Annotated in this window: 23 protein-coding genes; 14 read left to right on the forward strand and 9 right to left on the reverse strand. The window is 31.5% G+C overall.

Annotated features, from left to right (window positions below; translation table 11 throughout):
* Positions 1-98: 98 nt before the first annotated feature.
* From ABD077_RS11710 to menA, 7 genes are all read right to left on the reverse strand, one after another.
* Positions 99-2,327: a TonB-dependent receptor plug domain-containing protein gene (locus ABD077_RS11710; RefSeq protein ID WP_343912488.1), complete on the reverse strand. Its 2,229-nt coding sequence runs from the start codon at positions 2,325-2,327 to the stop codon at positions 99-101.
* Positions 2,328-2,480: 153 nt separating this feature from the next.
* A complete protein-coding gene (locus tag ABD077_RS11715) occupies positions 2,481-4,637 on the reverse strand; it encodes a YfbK domain-containing protein (protein ID WP_343912489.1) in 2,157 nt (718 codons plus the stop codon).
* Positions 4,638-4,743: 106 nt separating this feature from the next.
* The gene (locus ABD077_RS11720; RefSeq protein ID WP_343912490.1) at positions 4,744-5,859 is read right to left on the reverse strand and encodes an AMP-binding protein; all 1,116 of its coding nucleotides are present in this window, start codon (positions 5,857-5,859) and stop codon (positions 4,744-4,746) included.
* A gap of 69 nt (positions 5,860-5,928) precedes the next feature.
* Positions 5,929-6,870: a CPBP family intramembrane glutamic endopeptidase gene (locus ABD077_RS11725; protein ID WP_343912492.1), complete on the reverse strand. Its 942-nt coding sequence runs from the start codon at positions 6,868-6,870 to the stop codon at positions 5,929-5,931.
* A 15-nt stretch (positions 6,871-6,885) separates the two neighbouring features.
* On the reverse strand, positions 6,886-7,923 hold the full coding sequence (locus ABD077_RS11730) for an o-succinylbenzoate synthase (protein ID WP_343912494.1): 1,038 nt from the start codon (positions 7,921-7,923) through the stop codon (positions 6,886-6,888).
* Positions 7,923-8,603, reverse strand: coding sequence for a metal-dependent hydrolase (locus ABD077_RS11735; protein WP_343912495.1), 681 nt, complete (start codon positions 8,601-8,603; stop codon positions 7,923-7,925). Before ABD077_RS11735 ends, ABD077_RS11730 begins: the two co-directional genes overlap by 1 nt.
* Positions 8,604-8,633: 30 nt before the next feature.
* Positions 8,634-9,593: a 1,4-dihydroxy-2-naphthoate octaprenyltransferase gene (gene menA / locus ABD077_RS11740; protein ID WP_343912496.1), complete on the reverse strand. Its 960-nt coding sequence runs from the start codon at positions 9,591-9,593 to the stop codon at positions 8,634-8,636.
* Between the two features lie 85 nt (positions 9,594-9,678).
* Between menA and ABD077_RS11745 the strand changes: the two genes are divergently transcribed.
* From ABD077_RS11745 to ABD077_RS11780, 8 genes are all read left to right on the forward strand, one after another.
* Complete coding sequence (locus tag ABD077_RS11745) at positions 9,679-10,869, forward strand: helix-turn-helix domain-containing protein (RefSeq protein WP_343912497.1); 1,191 nt, start codon at positions 9,679-9,681, stop codon at positions 10,867-10,869.
* Between the two features lie 134 nt (positions 10,870-11,003).
* Positions 11,004-12,707 (forward strand): alpha-amylase family glycosyl hydrolase, encoded by a 1,704-nt coding sequence (locus ABD077_RS11750; RefSeq protein ID WP_343912498.1) that lies wholly within the window; start codon positions 11,004-11,006, stop codon positions 12,705-12,707.
* Between the two features lie 136 nt (positions 12,708-12,843).
* Positions 12,844-13,368 carry a DoxX family protein gene (locus ABD077_RS11755; protein WP_343912499.1) on the forward strand — a complete coding sequence of 175 codons (525 nt, stop codon included), beginning with the start codon at positions 12,844-12,846 and terminating at the stop codon, positions 13,366-13,368.
* Between the two features lie 11 nt (positions 13,369-13,379).
* Positions 13,380-14,261, forward strand: a complete 882-nt coding sequence (locus ABD077_RS11760; protein ID WP_343912500.1) for a GIN domain-containing protein — start codon at positions 13,380-13,382, stop codon at positions 14,259-14,261.
* A gap of 367 nt (positions 14,262-14,628) precedes the next feature.
* Positions 14,629-14,994 carry a hypothetical protein gene (locus tag ABD077_RS11765; protein ID WP_343912501.1) on the forward strand — a complete coding sequence of 122 codons (366 nt, stop codon included), beginning with the start codon at positions 14,629-14,631 and terminating at the stop codon, positions 14,992-14,994.
* Positions 14,995-15,196: 202 nt separating this feature from the next.
* Complete coding sequence (locus ABD077_RS11770; RefSeq protein WP_299896945.1) at positions 15,197-15,814, forward strand: YqaA family protein; 618 nt, start codon at positions 15,197-15,199, stop codon at positions 15,812-15,814.
* Between the two features lie 29 nt (positions 15,815-15,843).
* Positions 15,844-17,082: a mechanosensitive ion channel family protein gene (locus ABD077_RS11775; protein ID WP_343912502.1), complete on the forward strand. Its 1,239-nt coding sequence runs from the start codon at positions 15,844-15,846 to the stop codon at positions 17,080-17,082.
* Between the two features lie 65 nt (positions 17,083-17,147).
* On the forward strand, positions 17,148-17,426 hold the full coding sequence (locus ABD077_RS11780) for a DUF3817 domain-containing protein (protein ID WP_299601234.1): 279 nt from the start codon (positions 17,148-17,150) through the stop codon (positions 17,424-17,426).
* On the opposite strand, the gene ABD077_RS11785 is transcribed toward ABD077_RS11780, so the two are convergent.
* On the reverse strand, positions 17,416-17,967 hold the full coding sequence (locus ABD077_RS11785) for a hypothetical protein (protein ID WP_343912503.1): 552 nt from the start codon (positions 17,965-17,967) through the stop codon (positions 17,416-17,418). The genes ABD077_RS11780 and ABD077_RS11785 overlap by 11 nt on opposite strands.
* 62 nt (positions 17,968-18,029) lie before the next feature.
* Positions 18,030-20,075: an HD family phosphohydrolase gene (locus tag ABD077_RS11790; protein WP_343912504.1), complete on the reverse strand. Its 2,046-nt coding sequence runs from the start codon at positions 20,073-20,075 to the stop codon at positions 18,030-18,032.
* 180 nt (positions 20,076-20,255) lie between these two features.
* On the opposite strand from ABD077_RS11790, the gene ABD077_RS11795 reads away from it, so the two are divergent.
* The 6 genes from ABD077_RS11795 (at position 20,256) to ABD077_RS11820 (ending at position 24,849) form a co-directional block, all read left to right on the forward strand.
* On the forward strand, positions 20,256-21,434 hold the full coding sequence (locus ABD077_RS11795; RefSeq protein ID WP_343912505.1) for an acetyl-CoA C-acyltransferase: 1,179 nt from the start codon (positions 20,256-20,258) through the stop codon (positions 21,432-21,434).
* Between the two features lie 54 nt (positions 21,435-21,488).
* Positions 21,489-22,238 carry a C40 family peptidase gene (locus ABD077_RS11800; RefSeq protein WP_343912506.1) on the forward strand — a complete coding sequence of 250 codons (750 nt, stop codon included), beginning with the start codon at positions 21,489-21,491 and terminating at the stop codon, positions 22,236-22,238.
* 11 nt (positions 22,239-22,249) lie between these two features.
* Positions 22,250-22,780, forward strand: a complete 531-nt coding sequence (locus ABD077_RS11805; protein ID WP_343912507.1) for a GNAT family N-acetyltransferase — start codon at positions 22,250-22,252, stop codon at positions 22,778-22,780.
* 78 nt (positions 22,781-22,858) lie between these two features.
* Positions 22,859-23,440 (forward strand): TetR/AcrR family transcriptional regulator, encoded by a 582-nt coding sequence (locus ABD077_RS11810; RefSeq protein ID WP_343912508.1) that lies wholly within the window; start codon positions 22,859-22,861, stop codon positions 23,438-23,440.
* Between the two features lie 46 nt (positions 23,441-23,486).
* Positions 23,487-24,074, forward strand: a complete 588-nt coding sequence (locus tag ABD077_RS11815; RefSeq protein WP_343912509.1) for an FMN-dependent NADH-azoreductase — start codon at positions 23,487-23,489, stop codon at positions 24,072-24,074.
* 25 nt (positions 24,075-24,099) lie between these two features.
* A complete protein-coding gene (locus ABD077_RS11820; protein WP_299601224.1) occupies positions 24,100-24,849 on the forward strand; it encodes an SDR family NAD(P)-dependent oxidoreductase in 750 nt (249 codons plus the stop codon).

A 24,849-nucleotide genomic window follows, 5' to 3' on the forward strand; every position in this document is an offset into this window, starting at 1 on the left:
GAGTGATTTATTAAGTAGGAATAAAAATATTACAAAAAAAAGACACCCGCAATGCTTTGTAGATGTCTTCCGATATAAGGATTATAATCTATATTGTTTTAATTAATAGTAAACGATGTAAATACTTGATTTTTAACCGTACCATCCAGGTCTAATAAATGTGTTTGTAATTTCTGATTAGTTGTTCCGAAATCTGTATATACTTTAACCTTTAAATATTTTGGTTTTTTGATATTCGAAGCTTGTTTTTCTGGTACCATTAGATTCAAATACCATGTCCCCTTTTTTAAATCGGATAGGACATATTCATCTGATAAAAAACCTTCGGCAATTTCCTTATTTAACATGTTAACATTATCTTTTTTTGTATGGCTAAGAGTAAAAAAATGTTTATCGGGATTAATATATTGAATTTCAAATTCGGATTGAGGATGAGACCACTCCGTAACAACTCTTAATTTATGTTTTGGTAAAATGAAGTTGGATTTTTTTATGTTGGTTACATTCCAAGTTTGATCTCTATAAGAAAGAAGATGTCTATAATCATTGTTAATTTGAGGAGTTAATCCGCTGAATGAATTAATTTCTTTTATTTTGTTATTTGTAATTTTTTTAAAAAGACTAATAGACTCTTTATATTTTTTGTTTTTAAAATAAATGTTAGCTAAATCCAAATAATTTTGTGTATCGTTTATTGAAGTTTCCATGATAATTTTATAAATTTTTTCTGCATAATTGGATAACCCATATTTTTCATAATGAAACGCTAACACTCTCAACACTGAAGTATCTTTGGGAAATAATTCTAAAAGATTTGACAATACACTTAAACCTTTTTGTTTATCTCCATTATCAAAAAAATAAGATGCTGATTCTATAAAATATTTTACATTATCCATATTATTATCAACATGGCTTAAATAGTGGTTATAGGCATCAGTAACCGAATTATAACTTTGGAGCATAGTTACAAAACCTGAAGTTTTTTCTTCTGATATTATTAAAGGAGAACTAAAATTTTTATAAACTATTTTAGGTTTGCTATCTTCCTCTTTTGTTTCTTTATCCTTTTTTAAACTGGCCATTTTTGTAGTAATTAATACAACTCCATTATTTCCTAAAGTTCCATATCTGTTAGTGGCAGCTAATCCTTTTAATACGGTAATATCCGCGATAATATTTGGATCAATAAAATCCATATCACTCTCATTCCTAGATAATGGCATTCCATCAATGATAAAAGTAGGATGGTTAGAGAGAACAAATGAACTAAACCCTCTAATAATTATTTGCCCAGCATCATTATTATTACCCAGCTGAACACCTGCAAATTCTCCTGCTAAGGATTCACCTAATGTTCTATTGGCATCACTTATATCTTCAGAAGTTATATTACTTACAGCATATCCCAAAGATCTTTTATTTACTTTTTTATCTCCTATAAGAACCATATCTATCTCTTCGGCTGATTTTGATTTAATAACAATAGGATCTAAATCATTTATTTTTCTTGTAAGAGTAACATTTATTAAATTATCAAGATCTGTAATTACTTCAGCCGTTTTCATATCCCCTGCACTAAAAATCAGTATATCATCGGTGTCGATAGCTATTTTATAAGCTCCACTCTGATCGGTAATGGTACTTTTATTTTTACCCTTTATAGAAACATATGCATCCTGAACTGGATTACCATATGTATCGCTAACTATACCCTCAATAAGCTTACTGCCATTAGGTTTAGCATTTTTACTATCAATAAAAATAAGCTTTGACATAACTTTTTTCTCCAGAATATCTCTCACTGAAGAAGAAATATCATTTTCCAAAAGGTTTACATAATACCCTTTATTATAGTAAGCTGTTTCATGCAACCATTTTTTATTTACATTTTTATTGCTACTTATGGTAATAATTCTTGGAGTATATAACTTATTAATCGTTTCACCCAAATTACTTTTCCCATCTGAAAATAAAAACAAAAAATCACCGCTACCAGCAATATCTATAAGACTAAAGTCAGAAGCTCCATCATATTCTACGTTCTCTAATTTTCTATTTAATTGATCCCATTTCGAAGATCTAACATTGAATACATCTTCACTATTTTTTAGAGCACTAAAGGTTACCAATTTAACATCACAATTCGGATACTTTTGAAAAAAATAATCTAAAAATTCCAATTCTCTGTTTTTATCCTTATTTCTTAGAGATAAGGAAGAATCCCAATAGATAGTAATGTTAACAGGTTTTATCGTATTTGGCAATATAGTATTAAGACTGAACAGTAAGACAAATAGTAAGCTTATAGTATATTTAATTTTCATTATATCGATCATTAGTAAATTATTCAACTTACTCTTTATTGCAGTTCGAAACAAAATGTTACTTTTTTCAACCAAAAGATTATTAAATAAACAAAAACACACTCACAATGTATTGTGAGTGTTTGTAGAATTTCGCCAAGATTTTCACCCTTATTATAGCGCTTGATGGCTGTTCATCAATCTTATAAATTCTGCTCGATATCCTTGTGGATCGTTTGATTTGTTTTCTTTCGCTAATGCAATTATATCATTAATATTATCTTTTACTAGATATTTAGATTTACGAATTTTCATTCCAAACCAAGCAACTGAAGCTGCAAAATTAAAATCCTTTGAAACTTCATAGTTATCGACATTCAGAATATGAACTAGTTCGATACTTTTCTTTTCTTGTGGTTTTTTATATCTAAATTTCACAGTCAATAGTTCATCTCCAAAATCTTTATTTTTCTTTGTATTTGTATACTTTAATTCTGGTATATATTTTAGAAATTTACTTTTAACTCCTACAGGAATCACCTCGTATAATGCGGTTACTGTATGCCCACTACCTAATTCACCCGCGTCTTTAGTATCATCCACAAAATCTTCATCTTGTAGCATTCTATTTTCATAACCAATTAATCGATACGCCTGCACTTTTGAAGGGTTGAATTCAACTTGAATTTTTACATCCTTAGCAATTGTATATAATGTACCTCCAAACTCTTTTCCTAAGATTCGCTGTGCTTCCTGCATTGTGTCTATATAAGCATGATTCCCATTTCCTTTATCGGCTAAAATCTCAATTTTACTGTCTTTATAATTCCCCATACCAAAACCCAAACAAGTAAGGAATACACCAGATTTACGTTTTTCTTCAATTAATGTTTTCATATCCTTATCGCTACTCATCCCTACATTAAAATCGCCGTCGGTAGCCAAAATAACTCTATTATTACCCTCTTTTATAAAATTTTCTTGAGCTATTTTATATGCAAGTTCTATACCAGCTCCACCCGCCGTTGAACCTCCTGCCTCCAAATTATTTAATGCTTGATTAATTTCGTTCTTATTAGCTCCAGATGTAGGTTTTAATACCATTCCGGCTGCACCTGCGTACACCACAATAGAAACTTTGTCTTTTTCTCTTAATTGATTAACTAATAATTTAAAGGCTCTTTTAAGCAATGGTAACTTTTTTGGAGAATTCATGGAACCAGAAACATCTAATAGAAAAACTAAATTAGAGGCAGGAATCTGATCCATTGGAATTTCTTTTCCTTTTAAACCAATTTTAACGAGTTTTGTATCAGTATTCCATGGAGTATTTCCATATTCGGTATGAATGGCAAAAGGATGATCTCCTATTGGTTGTTTATAATCATAATCAAAATAGTTAATCATTTCTTCTATTTTAACAGCGTCTGCAGGAATTTGCTGACCATTGTTAATCATTCGTCTTACATTACTATAAGAAGCTTTATCTACATCTATAGAAAAAGTAGATAATGGTGATGTAGTTACCTTCGCGAAATTATTCTCTACTATTTCTTCGTAGGATTCATTATTTTCGATTTTATAATTTCCTTTATGGGTAGTAATAATAATACATCCATTTTTGGCTCTTGATCCATAAAGTGCTGTTGCATTTGTATCTTTCAGAACCTTAACGTCAGAAATTTTATTTGGATTTATATTTTGAATTTTAGCTACATCTTTAGAATCTAAAGGAATACCATCGACAACATATAATGGTTGATTGGAAGAAGAAATCGTCCCATTTCCTCTAATGATTACGGGTGAAGTAGTTATAGGAACACCTGAATTATTAGTACTATTTGAAATGGTAACTCCAGGAACAGTGCCAGCTAATTGTCTGCTAATTTGTTTTCTTCTATTTTTTCGACGGTTTTTTCTTCTTTTAGATCTAGGTTTAGAAACAGACTCTGCAGAAATTGTAGAAACAGAATATCCTAATACCTTACGTTGCCTCTTAACAGCTTGAGCAGTTACTACAACTTCATCTAGCATCGCTGCATCTCCCATCAAAACAACATCAATGACAGAAATTCCTATCTCTACTTTTATCTTATCAGTAGTATATCCTACAAACGAAAATTCTAATACATCATCTACTTTTGCTTTTATGGAATAATTTCCATCAAAGTCTGTATTGGTTCCAGTGGTAGTCCCTAAAATAACAACGTTTACACCTGGAAGAGTTTCTCCAGTATCTTTATCTGTTACTGTACCCGTTATGGTTAATTCTTGTGCATATGACATTCCAACAACTAGGCAAAACATCATAAAATAGTGTAGTGATTTCATAATTGATTAATTTCTTGATTATGAAATAAAACTACTTTCTTAACTTACTCCCAACAAGCTATATTGAGGGAAGTGTTCTTTTTAAATAGGGAATAGATCTAATCGCTTAGGATAATTTATGCGTAATCACTTCCAAAGTTTTAGAACGTTGGACCTTACCATTATCAGTTTCTATGAACTGGGACAGAAAGAATATTTCTTTAGGAGTTTCATATCTGGTTAAAATTTCTAAATGCTGCATAGCATCTTCCAAAGTTTCTTTAACTCCCTTATCATAATCACGTTCAATAACCAGTACAAGCTTTTCTCCCAATTGATCATCTGGGATTCCAGAAATAAAAAATCGATGTCCAATTAATAGTTGAAGTTTAGTTTCTATTTCTTCTGGATATAATTTTATTCCACCGCTGTTAATTACATTATCATATCTACCTTTCCAAAGAAATTTTTTATAGGTTTTTAATTCTACAACGTCATTTGTAATTATCGTTTCCTCATTAAGCTGTGGCGCTTTTATAACTAAACAATTACGATCATCTTTTGCTAATGTAATATTAGGCAATGCTTTAAAATACTTAGCATCTTTTTTATCCTTCTTTTTTGGATTTATTCTTCTCGCAGCGATATGAGTAATAGTTTCTGTCATTCCATAGGTTTCAAAAATCTTTGTTTTGATACCTTGAAGTAGTTCCTTAAGGTTTTCAGGAACAGTACCTCCACCCACAATCAATTTTTTAATAAGATGCAAGCGATTGATAGAGTTATCTAATTGTAAAGGAACCATTGCGCAAAAATCGTATTGCTTGTATACAGTATCCAAAGGATTGGTTTTAGGTGGCACCAAATCAATCTTCCATCCTAATACCATTGCTCTAACCAACATCATTTTCCCTGCTATATAGGTTGCTGGTAAACATAATAAAGCAGTGGTTCCTTCTTGAACCTTAAAAAAAGATCCTGTGGCTAAAGCACTATTAACCATATGTTGTTTATAGATTTTAATCTTTTTAGGCTTTCCAGTAGAACCGGAGGTTTGTACAACTATATGATCTTTTTCATTTAACCAATCTAAAAGAAAATTACCTACCTCCTGCTCGTAAAACTCTCCTTCTTTGATAAAATTATAGGCGATACGTTGCACTCCCGAATTATCGAGATATTGTTTATTTATACTGAAGTTTTCATGTATCTTAGGAGTAGAAAAAAGCTCTTCTGTTTGCATACCCAAATTTCAATTTTCTTACATAGCTATGAGTTATCTTTACGTAAATTGTGTATTATCCTTTTGTTATTATTGATTTAATACTATATCAGACTTTACTTTTCCAAACAATTTTTCTTTCCATCCAGACCATTTATATTTTTTAGCCATAATAAAAATAATAATAGGATATTGAATTAATACTGGTAAAATTATATCTAATCCAGCAGAAGGTTCAGAAGTATCAATGAAAAGTGCATCTGTCTGTAAAGCACTCCAATCTGTAGTTACTAAAATCGCTGCTAGTATATTATTAGCGGCATGGAAACCCAATGCCAACTCCATTCCATCATCCATTAACGTCATAATGCCTAATAACAAACCTGTACCTATATAAAAAACCATCATTACATTGCCTAATTTGGCAACCTCTGGATTTAAACCATGTAATAAACCAAAAATTACAGAAGTAAATAATAAGGGAAACCATTTGTTTTTTGTAATTACTCCTAACCCCTGCATTAGATATCCTCTAAACAAATACTCCTCAAAACTTGTTTGTAATGGTAGCAATAAAACTGAAACTAAAAATAATATCAGAAAAGGAACAGCTTTAAAATTCCAAGTATAAATCTCAGATTCCGTAAAGTAACTAATCAAAAACAATATTGAACTCATACCGATAACCAAGAAAAAAGAAAATCGTATTCTGGCCCAATCAATTTTATTTCTCGAGGTGGTCAATTCTTTAATAGATTGCCTATTTAATTGTTTAGCTGCGAAAAACAAGGCTAATAATCCCATCGCAAAACTGAATATAATCAATATTAAATATAGGTTTTTATCTATTCCTAGTCCTAAAAAATTATTTTGTGCAGCCGCTTCAAATTCTTGTAGATCACTTGCTTTAACAAAAGCAGTTCCAATAAGAGGTATAACTCCAACGAGTTGCCACCCTATAAAGATGATTAATAAACCAAATAAATAATTCCACCATTCATTTTTTGGTTTTAATGCTTGTTCTATATACATATAAATTCAATTTTATTATAAATATGGTACTAACCACTGTTTATTTACCGAATACTTTAGTGTCCCTTTCTCAACTAATAAAGGCGACGTTATATTATTGGTATATAAACTTCCTGTTCCCAGACCTTGGGGCATATTATTATTTAAAGTATACGTAAATTGAGCTATAGCGTTTAACCCAATGTTACTTTCTAATGCACTAGTGATCCACCACCCAATATTTAATTCATCAGCAATATCAATCCACTCCTGCGTACCTTTAAACCCTCCAATCAAACTCGGTTTTAATATGATAAATTGTGGTTGTATAGTTAGTAGTAATTTCCTCTTTTCTGTTACATCAAACACCCCAATTAATTCCTCATCTAGGGCTATAGGTAAGGGTGTATCATTACAAAGATCTTTCATCATCTCGTACTGTCCCTGTTTTATGGGTTGTTCTATGCTATGAAGATCATGGACACTAAGTCTTTTTAATTTATCTAACGCTTCATCAGGTGAAAAAGCACCATTTGCATCAACTCTAAGTTCAATTACTTCTTTCGAAAACTGAGATCGTATATAGGATAATAGATCTAGTTCAGCATCAAAATCAATAGCACCTATTTTCATTTTAATACAATCAAACCCTTGATCTAATTTTTCAACAATCTGATCTTTCATAAACTCCTTCTCTCCCATCCAAATGAGTCCATTAATTGGAATAGCATCATTCCCATTTACAAAATGAGATGGAAACAAAGTGAATCCATCGGCACTTTCTAATGATTTAAATGCCATTTCTACACCAAATTGTATACTAGGAAACTCTTTTAACTCATGATACAAAAAGTTTACTCCTAAATGAATATTATCACATGTCCATTTTAATTTCTCTTCATAATCCGGACGATCATCAATACTAAGAGTTCTTAATATTCCACATTCTCCTATTCCCTTTTTTTCATCTGCTGAAATAACAATAAACCAGGTTTCTTTTGTTTTTAGGATTCCTCTAGAAGTACCACTAGGTCTTTTAAATTCTAGAATATGTTTATGATAGGTAGCCTTCATTACAACTCTATACTCTTTCCAATATCCAATAAAACTAGGTCTTTATTCTTATCTGTAAACTTCTGTTTTGCATCTTTATGATCAATTTCTATATATCCAAAAGTATCATAATGCACTCCTAATATCTTATCACACTCCACAAAATCACTTGCTATAATGGCTTCATCAATACCCATAGTAAAATTATCACCTATTGGAAGTATTGCGAGATCTAACTTCGTAAAAAGAGGTATCAACTTCATATCCATGGTCAATGCGGTATCACCAGCTATATAAATACTCTTCCCTCCACCTTCAATTACAAATCCTCCTGGTTGTCCACCATATGTTCCATCTGGAAAACTACTGGTATGAATAGCATTTACGTACTTTACTTTTCCAAAATCAAAATTCCAACTACCACCATGGTTCATTGGATGCACTTCAATACCCTTATCTTGATAATACATCGCAATTTCATAATTAGAAACAATTACTGCCGAACTATTTTTTGCTATTGCCTCGGCGTCTAGTGTATGATCTTGGTGCGCATGAGTCAATAGGATATAATCAACTTTTATATCTCTAATATCAATTTTATCTTTGGACAAAGGATTTCCAGAAATAAAAGGATCTATTAGTACTTTATTTTTTCCTATTTCTAGTAATAATGTATTCTGCCCATAAAAGGTAATCTTCATTGTGTAAGGTTTTAAATTAAGAATGGAAAGTTAAAAAATCTGACCAATACTAAATAATATCGATAATAAAAATGTAGATAAAGCTACTTTCTTTAATTCTGGATCCAGTTCTTTAGTATCTTCAGTTTTTATAACTTTAAAAAAATGAATTATCAAAGGAATAAAAGCAATAAGAAAAAGTAAATCAAAGTAGCTATCATAAGTGTTTACAATAAAAACTATCATAGAAAACAAAGCAATAATAAGCAATAAGTAATGATACTTTTTAGCAGCAGAAACACCTAGTTTAACTACTAAGGTATTTTTACCAGCTTTTTTATCGCTGTCATGATCTCTTAAATTATTTAGATTTAATACTGCTGAACTTAACATTCCAATAGTAATCGCCGGAAAGATAATTAGCCAATTTAATTGTTTTGTAAACAAAAAGTAACATCCTATAACACTCACCAAACCAAAAAATATAAATACAAACACATCTCCTAACCCACGGTAGCCATAAGCCGTTTTACCCATTGTGTATTTAATTGCTGCAATGATCGCTGCTACTCCCAACAGGAAAAAGAAAACTGAATATAGGAAATATGCTTGTCCAAAAGATTGATAAATAAGACAAATGGCCAAACACAAAGTTACAATAGCAGTAATCACAATTCCTCTAAACATTTCGTTTTTGGTAATTGCACCACTTTGCAAAGCTCTTTGCGGACCAACTCTATCTTCATTATCAGTTCCTTTTACACCATCTCCGTAATCATTGGCAAAATTCGACAGAATTTGTAATCCCAAAGTAGTAGCTATCGCTAGCCAAAAAATAGATGTCTCTGAGAAATACAAAAGTTTTCCACCGAAACCTTCAGAATATTCTAAAGAAGGATTCATGTTAACTTTTAGATTATTGAACATAGAAGAACCTACTATGATACCTGATATAGATAAAGGTAAGGTTCTAAGTCTAGCTGCAGAGATCCACGCTTTTAAATTAGCCATTACAATAAAATTATCGTCAAAGGAACAGTATTTTAATTTCAAAAAAAAATAAAAAATTATTCGATGAATTATTTAAATTAGCGATATGCCGATTTCGATACCTTTAGAGTTTCCTGCGTTTAACATTTATAGTACTCCTTTATTGGTGCTAGTGTTACAAGCATTTCTTTTTGCTTCCCTTTTATTGCAAAGATACTTTAAGCATAAGTACATATCTGCACTATTTTTAGCGTTGCTGATTTTTATTACCGGCTATCATAGAACTACTTATACTATTGGTTTTATGGATTGGTATGATACCTATCGAAATACAAAAATCAACTATTGGTTAATCGCTTTATCTCTGGCTATAGGTCCTTTACTCTATTTTTATGTAAAATCAATTACCACATCCGGTTTTAGATTTGTTAAAAAAGACCTAATTCATTTTATTCCGGTTTCTATTTACGTTTTATATAAAATAGTCATATTTATTTATGATGCTTCTCAACCAGGATTCTCGGAAACTCAAAACGGATATTTAAAAATAGCGTTAGATGAAAAATATGTAAGTCCATTGATTGGAATTGTAGAAAATCTTCAAATGTTATTATACTTGGCTTTTACTATTCAATTATACTATGTGTATCGAAAGAAAATACAACACTTTTTTTCTAATACCTATGTGTTGGAGCTTAACTGGATTCGAAACTTTCTTTTCATCTATTCCTTCTTGTTTTTATATAGTGTTTTTCAAGGAGTAATCGACTCCGTTATAACAGATCTTCATTGGACCCAAAGATGGTGGTATCATTTTTTTACAGCAGTAGCGATTATATATATAGGTATAAAAGGATATTTTACAGATACTAATAAATTAAATAATCTTAATTTTTCTGTATCATTAAAACAAACTTCTGCTGAAGAAAGTAAGGCGAAGTTAAGCGACGAAATTATTCATAATAAGAAAAAAATTGAAGAGTTTATGAGTGATCAACAACCTTTTCTTAATCCAGATCTCAATTTAACCGAGCTATCCAAAATGCTACATATTCCTGCTACAATTGTATCTGAAACCATTAACGCGGGTTTTGAAAAGAACTTCAATGATTTTATAAATTCTTATAGAGTTAAAGCCGTACAAGATATGATTAGAGAAGGAAGACAAGAACAACTTTCATTACTAGGAATAGCTTATGAGTGTGGGTTTAATAGCAAAGCTACATTCAATCGAGTATTTAAAAAACTTACGAACGTTTCCCCTTCTCAATACGTAGCATTGCAAAACAAATCCTGATAGTTTATGATTTTTACGGAATTCGCAATTATATGTACTCGTTTTTTTTAAGGCAATTTTATAGATTAGCATCTTCAACTCTTATTTATTACGATAATTTCATAATTTAAATTATGGAATACAAAAACAAACACATGAAACATTTATCAACTGCTATTCTTGTTATTTGCCTGAGTGCATTCGTCTCTTGCAAAGAGGAACCTAAAACACAACAAGAGATAACCGAAACGAAAGAAACAAAAGAAGTTACACCTGTAACTACTGACAAAATTCCTTTTATATGGGAAGGTGCAAATGTATATTTCTTACTTGCTGATAGATTTAATAATGGAGATACTAGTAACGATGAGGTTCTTGATAGAACAAAAGAAACAGCAGTATTACGAGGTTTTGAAGGAGGTGATATTAAAGGAATCATACAAAAAATTGAAGAAGGATATTTTGCTAATCTCGGTATTAATGCTCTTTGGGTAAATCCATTAGTAGAACAAATACACGATAGTGTTGATGAAGGTACTGGAAATACCTACCCTTTTCATGGATATTGGGCTAAAGACTGGACAAGAATAGACCCAAACTTTGGAACTTATGATGACTTAAAAAAACTTGTAGAAGTTGCGCATAAAAATGGTATTAGAATTCTAATGGATGTCGTAATCAACCATACCGGTCCTGTAACAGAAAAAGATCCTGTTTGGTCCGATGATTGGGTAAGAACTGGACCTCAATGTTCTTACAAAGATTATGAAACAGCTGTAAAATGTACTTTAGTAGCTAATCTTCCCGATGTAAAGACCGAAAGTGATGAAGAAGTAAAGTTACCAGAACCATTACTTAAAAAATGGAAAGAAGAAGGACGTTTGGAAAGTGAAATGGACGAACTTGAAATCTTTTTTGCTAAAACTGGACTCAAAAAAACTCCTAAAAACTATATTATTAAGTGGTTAACAGATTACGTTAGAGAACTTGGTATTGATGGTTATCGTGTGGATACAGTAAAACATGTTGAAGAAGGGGTTTGGGCTGTACTAGCCGAACAAGCTAAACTCGCATTTGCTGAATGGAAAAAGAATAATCCTGAAAAAGTTTTAGATAATAACGAATTCTACGTTTTAGGAGAATTATATGGATATGGAATTGATGGAAAACGTTTTTATGATTTTGGTGATCAAAAAGTTGATTATTATGCCAATGGATTTGACAACCTTATTAATTTTCAATTTAAGTATGACGCGAAAAAATTAGACTACGAGAAATTATATAGTAAATATAGTGCTGCGCTTCATACCGGATTAATTGGAAAAAGTGTGATGAATTACATCAGCTCTCATGATGATGGTGATCCTTTTGATAAAGAAAGAAAAAAGACTTTTGAATCAGCTACTAAGCTTTTATTAACTCCTGGAATTTCGCAAGTTTACTATGGTGACGAAACAGCGAGATCATTAATCATCGAAGGAACTGAAGGTGATGCTACTTTAAGATCAAAGATGAATTGGGAAGATTTGGAAAATGAAGACACTAAATTACTCCTTAAACATTGGCAAAAACTTGGTAATTTTAGAAAGAATCATCCATCTATTGGTGCTGGGAAACATAAAATGATCAACGAATCACCATATGTTTTTTCCAGAACTTATAACAAAGATAATGTTGTTGACAAAGTAGTAGTTGGTTTAAATCAGAGAAAAGGAACTAAAACTCTTAAAGTAGATACTATTTTTAAGGATGGCACAACCGTTATTGACACCTATTCTGGAACAGAAACTACCGTAAAAGATGGGAATGTGACTATAAAGTCTGATTATGAGATTGTATTATTAGAAGCTATGAAATAAGGAGTAACAGTAAAGACTCACTTTATGTAGGACGGCTCAAATTATGATTTGAGCCGTCCTATTTTGTTTTGGGGCGCAGTACTAAGAAACGATTCAGACATTTGAACCATCAAACAATCTAAAAATCGTTTCAGTTATGAAAACAGTAATCAAAAGAATTATTCAACCCATTACAATGAAACATTGGTCAGCAGATCTATTATTTGCTTTTCCAAGAATTGTATGTGGTTACTTTTTAGCAGTGAATTTTGGAGGAAGTAAATTTGGAGTTCCCTGGAGTCCAGAAGGATCGCCTGACTTAGCATTCCTTGAGGTTGTAGAATGGTTTCCAAAAGATATAGCAGAATATGGAGGCGTATTTGCAATGTTTCCCGTATTCTTCGCATGGATGGGTGCAGCAAGTGAAGCCATTGGTGGAGTTTTTTTAGCACTTGGCTTCAAAACGAGAATCGCATCATTCTTTATCATTTGTACAATGCTAGTAGCCATTATTTTCCAAAAATGGGATCAAGGACTATGGGGTATGTTGCCTGCTATGGGATTCTTATGGATTGGTATTTACAATCTCATTTTAGGATCAGGTAGATTTGGAATTGACTATGTATTAACTAAAAAGTGGTCATTTAAAACTAATAATAAATTAACACAAAATTTTATCTAAAAAATAACATCATGAGAAATATCATACATCTAATTGTTCTATTCATAAGTATTACAGCAGCGGCACAAATAAGAGGTAACAGAGAAATTGTTACTAAGACTTATAACAGTAATAACATTACGAAAGTAAAAATTAATTTTTATGCACAAGTAATCATAGACCAATCCAAAGAAGAAAGCATTACAATAACTACTGATTCTAATTTATTAGAATATATTGACAAGGAAGTGATAAACGGTACTTTACATTTGGATCAAAAGGAATGGATATCTCCATCAGAGAATGCGAAAATAGTAATTGGCGCTCCTAATCTAAGAGTTGTTGAAAGTGGAACACACGATATAACTAGAATTATAAATTTAGATAATGATTATATACAAGTTTTAGCTCCAATTGGTAAAATTTTTCTAGAAGGAAAGACAAAAGAGTTACGAATTGGTGCAGAAATGGCTTCAGTTAATGCATCTAATTTAATAGCAGAAAATGCAAGTATTGATATTTGGAGTCGTGGAAGTGCCAAAGTTCAGGTAACGGATGAATTAACAACAAATCTTAATAAAAATGCAACATTAGAGCTATTAAATACTCCAAAAAAAATAAAGGGAGATATAAAAAGAATAGCTTCAAAAACTAAGAAAATCAAAAATCCCGATGCTAAGTTTATCAAATTTAAAATAAAGAATAACTCAATTACAAGAAACCATTTCTATGTTGTTGGACCAAAACAGGATGGGTCAAGATTTAGTTATGGCTTTCCGATGATGCCACAAGCAATTAGAAAGGAAAACTGGACCATAGGAACTAAAGTATATAAAGTGAGTACTTTAGGAAAACGAAAGTTATTAATTACTATAAAACCTGAAAACGAAAATACTACAGTAGCCTTATTTTAGAGGATATGCCCTAAAAAGAACTTACCTCCTGTATTCAAGGAGGTAAGTGTTGGGGAAAACAAAAAAAGTAAGGGAAAAATTGTAATTGGAATACTTTTCAAAGATAAAGAGGATTAAGGAATTATGGTTACGGTTTAACCTCAAACTTTAGCCGGAATACGAGCATTGCGTAAAATTAATCTAAATAAACGATTATTTATCAGTGTATTAAGGGGAAAATTCCTCAAATAATTAATTCTAATTTTTTTTAATTTATTTTTTTTGACCTAAAAAATAAATTTATTGTTTTAAAAGATTTTAAAGAAGTATATAAAGAGTTAAATTTGCCGAAATCATTTTTATTAAAACCCTACTAATTATATAATCCTTGGAAAATAAAAAGGCACTCAAATTAATTGATAAGATTCTGACGGATATTGAAGCATCTGGAATAAATACGGACACATTAATAGAAGATCTTAAGGATTTAAGGTCTTATGCACTAGAACAGCAAGTACCTTTAGTGGTTAAAGTATTAAGACTTACTTATGAACATATAGAAGAAAATGATAGTTTCTTAATACCAATCCCAGATGATGATCCAATTGAAGATACTGATGTTTCACCAGAAAACAATAGTGAAGTAGATCCTGTAGAGAGTTTAATGTATTTAATTTCTTTATTAAAAGATATTAAGAACAAAATGAATATAATGGATTTATCTGATTACAGAGATGCTCTTAACGCATTCTAACGATCAACTCTATTTAATAATATTATAAAAAAGGCTTTGATTATCAAGGTCTTTTTTCATTCATACAAAACAATAAATCCATATAAAAAAAGTTTATTTAATTCTTGTAATAATAATAACAAGTTAGCGACAAAATTTATGATTTTATAAACGTCTATAAATCATTAAAATATTATTTTTGTTGCCTCGTGGAAAAATTGTTATGAAAATGAATCCCAGATCTGTTAAAAAAACACGATTACAATTATTACATCAGTACTACAGTTATACTGGTTTTTACAAGTTCCTAGGAACTAGTCTTAAAAAAGCATTACCTCCTATTCTATTGTTCATTGCTGGACTATTAATTATTAATTATTTCGTAATTAATATTAATGACTTATTAATATATGTAACAGAAAACTACGCAGATTATATTGTTTTTAGTGTATTTTTCGCTTCAGAATCACTTTTAGGACTTATTCCACCAGAAATTTTTATTGCTTGGAGTGATAAAGCTGCTAGTCCTATTTTATATCTATCTATATTGGCTTTACTATCCTATCTTGGAGGTGTTATATCTTATTTTATAGGAAAGGCAATCACCAAAATACCATCAGTACACGAATACTTAGAAGTAAAAATGGCAAAACACATAAAAAATACTCGAAAATGGGGAGGTTTTTTAATTGTAGTGGGTGCATTGTTACCAATTCCATTTTCCATTACTAGTATAGCCGCTGGTATGATTAGATATTCTTTCGTAAGTTATCTTTTATTTGGATTACTTCGATTTGTACGATTTTATTTGTATGCGCTAGCTATTTTTAATTTAGTGTAGATATATAGCTCTCGTTTTTATTTCTAAAAATGCAAGATCTAACAAGATTCTTTTACAAGCTACTCGTAGAAAATAATGTTTCCACTCAACTAGCCGAGTATCTCAATGTAATTATAGGAATCTTAGTTTTACTACTAGTTGTTTTTATACTTGATCGAATTATTCATAAAGTAGTATTAAGTTTATTTAGAAAGTATGCTTCTAAATCAAAAAATACCTTTGATGATTATTTGGTAAAAAACAAAACCTTTGATTACCTATCTCATATCATACCGCTATCGATATGTGTTTGGGTAATACCAAAGTTATTTATTGCATTTCCAGTTGCCGAATATTATTTAGAAGTAATATTTGATATTTTGGTAATCGGATTAACCATCTGGATTGTAAGAAGTATCTTAAGAACATTCCGTGATTTTTTAAAGTCTTTAAACTCTTTTAAAGATAAACCGATAGATAGTTATGTACAGATTTTTATGATCATCGTCTGGGCTATTGGCAGTATCTTTATATTTTCTTCTCTTACTGGAAAATCTATTTGGACTTTTCTCACTGCACTAGGAGCAATGTCTGCGGTAATTCTTTTAATTTTTAAAGATAGTATTCTTGGTTTTGTAGCCAGCATACAAGTTGCAGTAAATGATACCGTGAGAATTGGAGATTGGATTACTATGGATAAATACGGAGCCGATGGTGATGTAATCGAAATTAATTTATCTTCTGTGAAAGTGCAGAACTTTGACAAAACTATTACCACTATACCTACCTATCATCTTACTTCGGAATCGTTTAGAAATTGGCGAGGAATGATGGATTCAGGTGGAAGAAGAATAAAAAGAGCCATTTTAATTAAAGCTTCTAGTATTCGATTCTTATCCGAATCTGATATTATACAACTTAAAAAAATCTCTTTAATCAAAGAGTATATTGAAACTTCACAAGAAAGTATTATTAATTACAATACAGAAAAACAGATCAACAAAGATATTTTGATCAATGGACGAAATTTATCCAATATGGGGTTATTTAGAAAATATGTAGAATTATATCTACAAAATCATCCTTATGTGAATAGTGATATGACCATCATGAGTCGTCAACTAGCACCTACACCTTATGGAACTCCATTAGAGATTTATGCGTTTAGTAATGATAAAGAATGGAAAAACTATGAAAAAATAGTAGCTGACATCTTTGATCATTTACTTTCTGCAATTACTTATTTCCATTTAGAGGTTTTTGAGTTAGATTTCCCAAATAAAAATTGACTTTTTCTCTGAGCAATCTGTTATGAACCGTACCTTTGCGAATATTATAAATTAAGTATTTGCATATGACTACTATTTTCAGGCTTATAAGTTATTTAGAAGGAATTTCTTATTTACTTATTTTGTTTGTTACCATGCCGTTAAAATATTTATTTGCTTCTCCCGAGCCTAATAAAGTGATTGGTATGGCACACGGATTTTTATTTTTGTTATATATCGTTTTTGCCTTCCTAATTAAACCGGAAAAAAAATGGAATAATAAAACGTTAATTATTGTTCTTTTATGTTCCATTATACCATTTGGAACCTTTTGGATGGATAAAAAGTATCTTTCTAAAAATTAACCGTTCCGTTAAAATCTCCTTCAAATCTACTATGTAGATTGATAACCGAATGAAATCCGTTTTGTCTTGGTTGTAATGAAACACTGCCATCTCTTAGTTCGATTGGCTGATTATTCAGGATAACTTCTGCAATTCGGTTGTTCTCTGAATATTCGCAAGAACTATAACTGTGGTAATTATAGTCCTGTGGATTCGCAGTAATTAATAAAATCTCCAATATATCTCCAGAGTCCAAAGCATAAATAAGACGCTCTTCTCCTCTATTGTATGATTCTAACTGAGCATCTGTTACTTGATATATCTGTCTACCGTATGGCCCATTTTGATTTTGGATTTCTCCAAAAGAAATATTTTCGTATACAGGTTTTGGAGGTCTTGAAATAATTACTGGATTAGGCTTTCTCCCAACAACAATTACTTCTGGAATAGGAAGATCTATATTGATATCAACAGAAACTCCTCCTCCAATTCTAACTTGACCAAAAGATTGATTTGCTATTAATACAGAAAAGATAATTACTAAAAAATGATTGGTTTTCATAGTACTTCAATTAGATGATTTTGTGAAGTACTATCCTAATCAAATAGCATACCAGAATCTATTTATTCTGGATATTCTATTCTTAAATGATAAATATTTGTAAGCTTTCTTTTAAACACTTTTTTTACCTGCTGAATTTCTTTAAATGTAATATTTGCATTTAAAAACTGTCCATCATCCATTTGCTTATTCACAATTTTTTCTACAAATGAATCAATAAGGCTACTAGTAGGATTTTTTAAACTTTTAGATGCCGCTTCTACACTATCACTCATCATAAGGATAGCTGTTTCCTTAGAAAAAGGCTTAGGACCAGGATATTGAAAATCTTCTATATTTACATTTTCATTTATTTCTTTGGCTTTCATATAGAAATAATAAACCGTACTGGTACCATGATGTGTTCTTATAAAATCAATTACCCGATCTGGCAAATTATACTTTTTAGCAATTTCGATTCCTCTAATCACATGATTAATGATAATTTTTGCGCTCTCTTTCGGAGATAATATATCATGAGCATTTCCAGAAGCGGTTTGATTCTCTGTAAAATATGTAGGATTTGCCATTTTACCAATATCATGATATAAAGCTCCAACCCTTACCAACATGGCATTAGCACCAATTTCATTTGCAGCAGCTTCGGCTATATTTGCAACATTAAGAGAGTGGTGAAATGTTCCTGGAGCTTTGTCTGATAACTCTTTTAGCAAGGAAGAGTTCGTATCACTTAATTCTAATAAAGAAACATCAGAAATAAGCCCAAACATCTTTTCATATGCATAGATCAACGGATGCACAATTAGAGTAGCGAAACCACTGATAATAAATAATCCTATCGTAGTCCAATCAATATCAGTAATATTCCCTTCCTGAATAATATGAAATGCTATGTATGCAAGAATGTAGATCATCGTAATCTGGCCTACTGTTATAAATAGATTCGCTCTCTTATAAGATTCTGAAATCGTTAATATCGTAACAATACCAGCAATAATTTGTAAAAACGTATACTCATAACTGTTAGGCACCACAAAACCTAAAATAAGTACAGTAACTACGTGTGTAAACAATCCTAATCTAGAATCAAAAAAGGCCTTTAGAATCAAAGGTAAAATACACAAAGGAACAATATATATATAATCAGATTTATATTTTACAACCAATGTGGTAATCAATACCATTAATAAGATATTAAAAGCGATAAAGGTTACCTGTGTATTATTATCAAAAATATCCCTTCGATACTTTCTAATAAATAATAATAGCATTAATAACGCTAAAGAAACTAATATACCGTATCCAAATACTATCCAATAAAAATTCTTATCACTCCAAACTTGGGATTCATATTCTGCCTTTAATGAAGTTAGTATCTGTAGTCGATTCCCTTCTACAACTTCCCCTTTGGCAATAATCCTACTACCTTTTGATACACTTCCTCGAGTACTTAATACCTGAGCAAGTTCATTTTCCAAAGTACTTTCAGTTAATTTTTGATTGAGCGAAACATTCGGCTTTACCAGATCATAAAAAAGCGCAACAAAACCACTCTTAAACTTCACATATTCGCTTTTTTCAATTCTAGAATTGATAAGCGCAGTAACAGAACTCGGTGTTAAAATCTGCCCAAATGTAATTGCATCTGCTTTATTCCCTTTGCTAAGAAATATTTGACGTTTATTTTCATAACTATAGGACTCTTGTAACACACCATATCTATAAATGTCATTAAGTAATATTCTACCGAAGAGTTTTGCTTGTTTTCCAGAACTACTTTGGTCTAGTGTTTCTAAATTACTTTTGAAAGCAGCATCATAGGTGTCTTTAGCTGCATTTGAAATGATTGTATCATATTCAAAATAAGGAATGTTATTATCTTTAATTCTCTTTTTCTCAACAGCAATTTCTTCTTCAGTTTTAGCTATTGCAAAATCAAAAGGAGCGTATAAATTTTCGTATTGCCATGGTTTTCCCTTTGTAAACTCATATTTAAAAACACCTCCTTTTGGAAATAAATAAACAATGAGTACTAGCGTACTTGTGAACAAAAACCCTTTGTATAAAAGGGACTGATTTTTATAAAAATTGTTAAAAAAATTCTTCACTTCGATATTCGTATGGGTATCCAAAAGTACTAAAAAATAAGTCAGTACAAATTGGAATAGAAAATAGAAGGATAATGGGATGGAGAACTTACGAAATCAGTAAAAAACTAAGCTATGTTTATCCTTCAAAAATCCTTAAATTCGCAAAATAACAAACATACATATATTAAACACAATATAATGAGTAAAGACGTTGTAATAGTATCCGCAGCACGTACACCAATCGGTAGTTTTTTAGGAAGTTTATCAACCGTTCCTGCAACACAATTAGGATCTATAGCCATCAAAGGAGCTATGGAAAAAATAAATCTAGATCCTTCTTTAGTTGAAGAAGTATTCATGGGTAATGTGGTACAGGCCGGAAATGGACAAGCACCAGCTAGACAAGCTGCATTGGGAGCGGGAATCGGTAATCATGTTCCTTGTACTACAGTAAATAAAGTATGTGCAAGTGGAATGAAGGCAGTCATGCACGCTGCACAAGCTATAGCGTTAGGTGATGCTGATATTGTGATCGCAGGAGGAATGGAAAATATGAGCTTAATTCCACACTATGCAAGATTACGAGCAGGTCATAAATTTGGCCCGCAAACATTAGAAGATGGAATGCAGAGAGATGGTTTGGTAGATGTATACGATCAAAATGCAATGGGAGTTTGTGCTGACTTATGCGCAACAGAACATAATTTTAGCAGAGAAGATCAAGATGCTTTTGCAATACAGTCATATGAAAGATCAGCGAAAGCTTGGTCAGAAGGTAAATTTGCGAATGAAGTAGTTCCAGTACCAGTACCACAACGTCGTGGAGAACCTGTAATGGTTACTGAGGATGAAGAATATAAAAACGTAAAAATGGAAAAAATTCCTGCATTACGACCAGCATTCACAAAAGATGGAACAGTAACTGCTGCAAATGCTTCTACTATCAACGATGGTGCTGGAGCTGTGGTTGTGATGAGCGCAGAAAAAGCTAAAAAACTGAATCTAAAACCATTAGCAAAGATTAAAAGCTATGCTGATGCGGCACATGAACCAAAATGGTTTACTACTGCACCTGCTAAAGCGTTACCAAAAGCAATTGATAAAGCTGGTATTAGCTTAGAAGATGTAGATTTCTTTGAATTTAACGAAGCATTTTCTGTTGTAGGTCTTGCCAATATGAAGATACTAGGGTTAAACGATACAAACACAAATGTAAATGGAGGTGCTGTATCTCTAGGTCATCCTCTAGGATGTTCAGGTGTTCGTATTTTGATTACATTAATGAGTGTATTAGAACAAAATAATGCAAAAATAGGAGCTGCTGCTATATGTAACGGTGGTGGTGGTGCTTCTGCAATGGTAATTGAGCGTGTATAATAGTGTTTTTGATGCTATCATATCTAATAAAATAATTAGCTTTTAAGGATACATATGTTATACGGTATTTGCAATCTTAGTATTGTGCCTCTTCGTTCTGAACCTAATGATCCTAGTGAAATGGTTTCACAGGTACTATACGGAGAACATTTTAAAGTTTTAGAAAAACGTAAAAAATGGAGTCGAATACGATTGGCCTTTGATACTTATGAAGGATGGATTGACAATAAACAATATCTAGAAATTACCGAAGAAACATATAAGGACTTTGATAATAAACCAATTGATATAGCATCTGACTTAATCGACTTCGTAAGTTGCGAGAATGATCAATTGATGCCTATTTCATTAGGTTCTTCTCTAAGTGCATTAGACTATTTTCAACATAGTTATGAAGGTAATCGAATACAACAACAGCAACCTAAGGAAAAGCTAATAGAGACTGCTTATCTTTTCTTAAATGCTCCCTATTTATGGGGAGGAAGAACCAATTTTGGAATCGATTGTAGCGGTTTTACTCAAATGGTCTACAAGCTTAATGGATATAAATTGTTAAGAGATGCGTCTTTGCAGGCTACGCAAGGTGATCCTCTTAGTTTTATTGAAGAAAGTGAACCAGGCGATTTAGCATTTTTCGACAACGATGAAGGTGCAATTACGCATGTAGGCATTATAATGAAAGATAACTATATTATCCATGCGCACGGCAAGGTGCGCGTGGATCGTATAGATCATACGGGTATCTTTAATGGAGAACGCCGTTTATACACGCATAAGTTAAGAGTGATAAAAAGAATAATCTAGTCTAATAAAAAATGGTAGAATCTAAGGAATTAAATTTTGTAAGAGTACTTCCCGAAGATAACCATACGATGCTTAATATTGGAAAAGCTACCTTCTATCAATCTTTTGGACCACCTTTAAATACTGAAGAAAATATTCAGAAATATCTGGATCAACATTTTACTCTTCCAAAAATTACTCAGGAAATCTTACATCCAGAGTCTTACTTCTATTTCATAAAACACAAAAAAGATATCGTTGGATACATAAAACTCAATTTTGGATCGGCCCAAACGGAGACTATTACCGGCAACTCATTAGAAATTGAGAGGATTTATTTGGTTCAAGGGCATCAGGGAAAAGGATTAGGCCTTAACATACTAAATTGGATTACAACGTTCACAGAACAATGTAAGCTAGATTTTATATGGCTAGGAGTTTGGGATAGAAATATAAATGCCATAAAATTTTATAAAAGAAATGGTTTTATAAAGTTTGGTGAACATCCATTTTTATTAGGAAACGACCTGCAAACTGACCACCTCATGAAACGAGTACTTTAATTATTTAAAAACTTTAATATTTTTATAACAATTCCTTATCAAGATATTATTTAAATTTGAAACGTTCATTTCAATAAAATGCCAAAAGTAGAAACTTTCGATAGAACCAATGTATTGCATAGCGCAACCGAAGTATTCCATAAAAAAGGATACAATGGTACTTCTATGCAAGATTTAGTAGATGCTACAGGTCTAAACAGATCCAGTATTTATAACTCTTTTGGAAGTAAGCTTGGTATGTTTATGGAAGTATTGTCTTTTTATCGTAATAACGGTAACAAGAAAATGGGCAAAGAGATTGTTCAAAATCAAAATGCTCTAGACACTTTGCAATCCATATTTTGTTGGTATATCAGTGATATTATAGAAGATAAAGACAACAAAGGATGTCTAATTGTTAACTGCAAGTCTGAAATGGTTAATCAAGAACCATTGATTCGTTCCTTTATGGAACAAAATCAAGAGCAAATGATGGCTTTTCTTGAAGATGTAGTGCATAATGGTCAAATGGAAAAGATCATTAATGAAGATCAAACAGCCGCGCAATATGCACTGTATTTGTACTCTTCAATTCAAGGATTGAGAATGACAGGGATTTTAAACACGAACAAAGAAGAACTTGAAAACCTGATACATACAATATTATCAGTACTTAAATAATTTTTTTTAACCAAATATGAAACGATCGTTTCAAATAAACAATAAAATGAAAACATTATTAAGAATAGACAGTAGTCCAAGGAAACAAACGTCCATTAGCAGACAACTAGCGGATGTTTTACAAGAGAAACTTGAGAAGTCCGAACAATTCAGCACCCTAAAAAGAGATGTATATTATGATGAACTAGTAACTCTGGGCAATGAAGACAGCGTTACGGCGTACTTTACACCAGAAGATCAGCAAACATCTACTCAAAGAGAAGCCGTAGCTTCTTCGAATATTTTAGCTTCAGAATTCTCAAAAGCGGATACTTATATATTTTCTGTTCCTATGTACAATTTTGGGGTCACAGCTGGATTAAAAGCTTACATAGACCTTATTTCCCGTGCTGGTATTAGCTTTAAGTATACCGAAAATGGTCCTGTAGGACTTTTGGAAAACAAAAAAGCATATGTAATCATTACAACTGGCGGAACAAAACTTGGAACTGGTGTGGATCATGTAACAGGATATATGAAGACCTTCCTGAATTTTCTCGGAATTACTGATATAGAGTTTATTAATTCTGATCAGATTATGGCAGATGCAGAACAGGTAATTGCAAAAGCAACGGAAATTATAAATAACATTTAATCATTAATAAAATAGAACTAAAAAAATGAAAAAATTAGAAAACAAAGTAGCCGTAATTACAGGAGCAAACAGTGGTATTGGATTAGCAACTGCAAAATTATACTTACAAGAAGGAGCTAAAGTAGTTGTATCTGGAAGACGACAAGAGGCTTTAGACGAAGTTGCTAAAGAATTAGAAGGAGATTTCATCACTGTGAAAGCTGATGTTTCTAAACCAGAAGATAATAAACATCTTATTCAGGAAGCGACAAACAAATATGGTAAAATAGATGTTTTATTTCTAAATGCTGGAATCGCACCTCCTACTCCAACAACCGATATTACAGTGGATCATTATACCGAAATATTTGATATTAATGTAAAAGGACCTATTATCGCCGCTAAAGAAGCTCTACCACATATTAATGATGGAGGTACGATTTTATTTACCAATTCCATTGTACATCAAAAAGGTTTTGAGGGATATGGAATATACTCAGCTTCTAAAGGTGCCTTGCGTGCATATCAAAGAGTACTTACATCTGAGGTGAAATCCAGAGGAATTAGAGTAAACGCTATTGCTCCTGGACCTATTGAAACTCCGATTTATGGAAAAATGGGACTATCAGAAGATGTAATTGAAGAAATGGGAAAAAGTTTTGCAGAGCAAGTACCACTAGGAAGATTCGGAACTTCTGAAGAAATTGCTAAATCAGCACTATTCCTAGCTTCAGAAGATGCTTCTTATATTAATGGTGTAGAATTAGAAGTAGATGGTGGATTAAGCCAGATTTAA

This window comes from Aquimarina litoralis (assembly GCF_039523995.1).
Lineage (GTDB): Bacteria > Bacteroidota > Bacteroidia > Flavobacteriales > Flavobacteriaceae > Aquimarina > Aquimarina litoralis.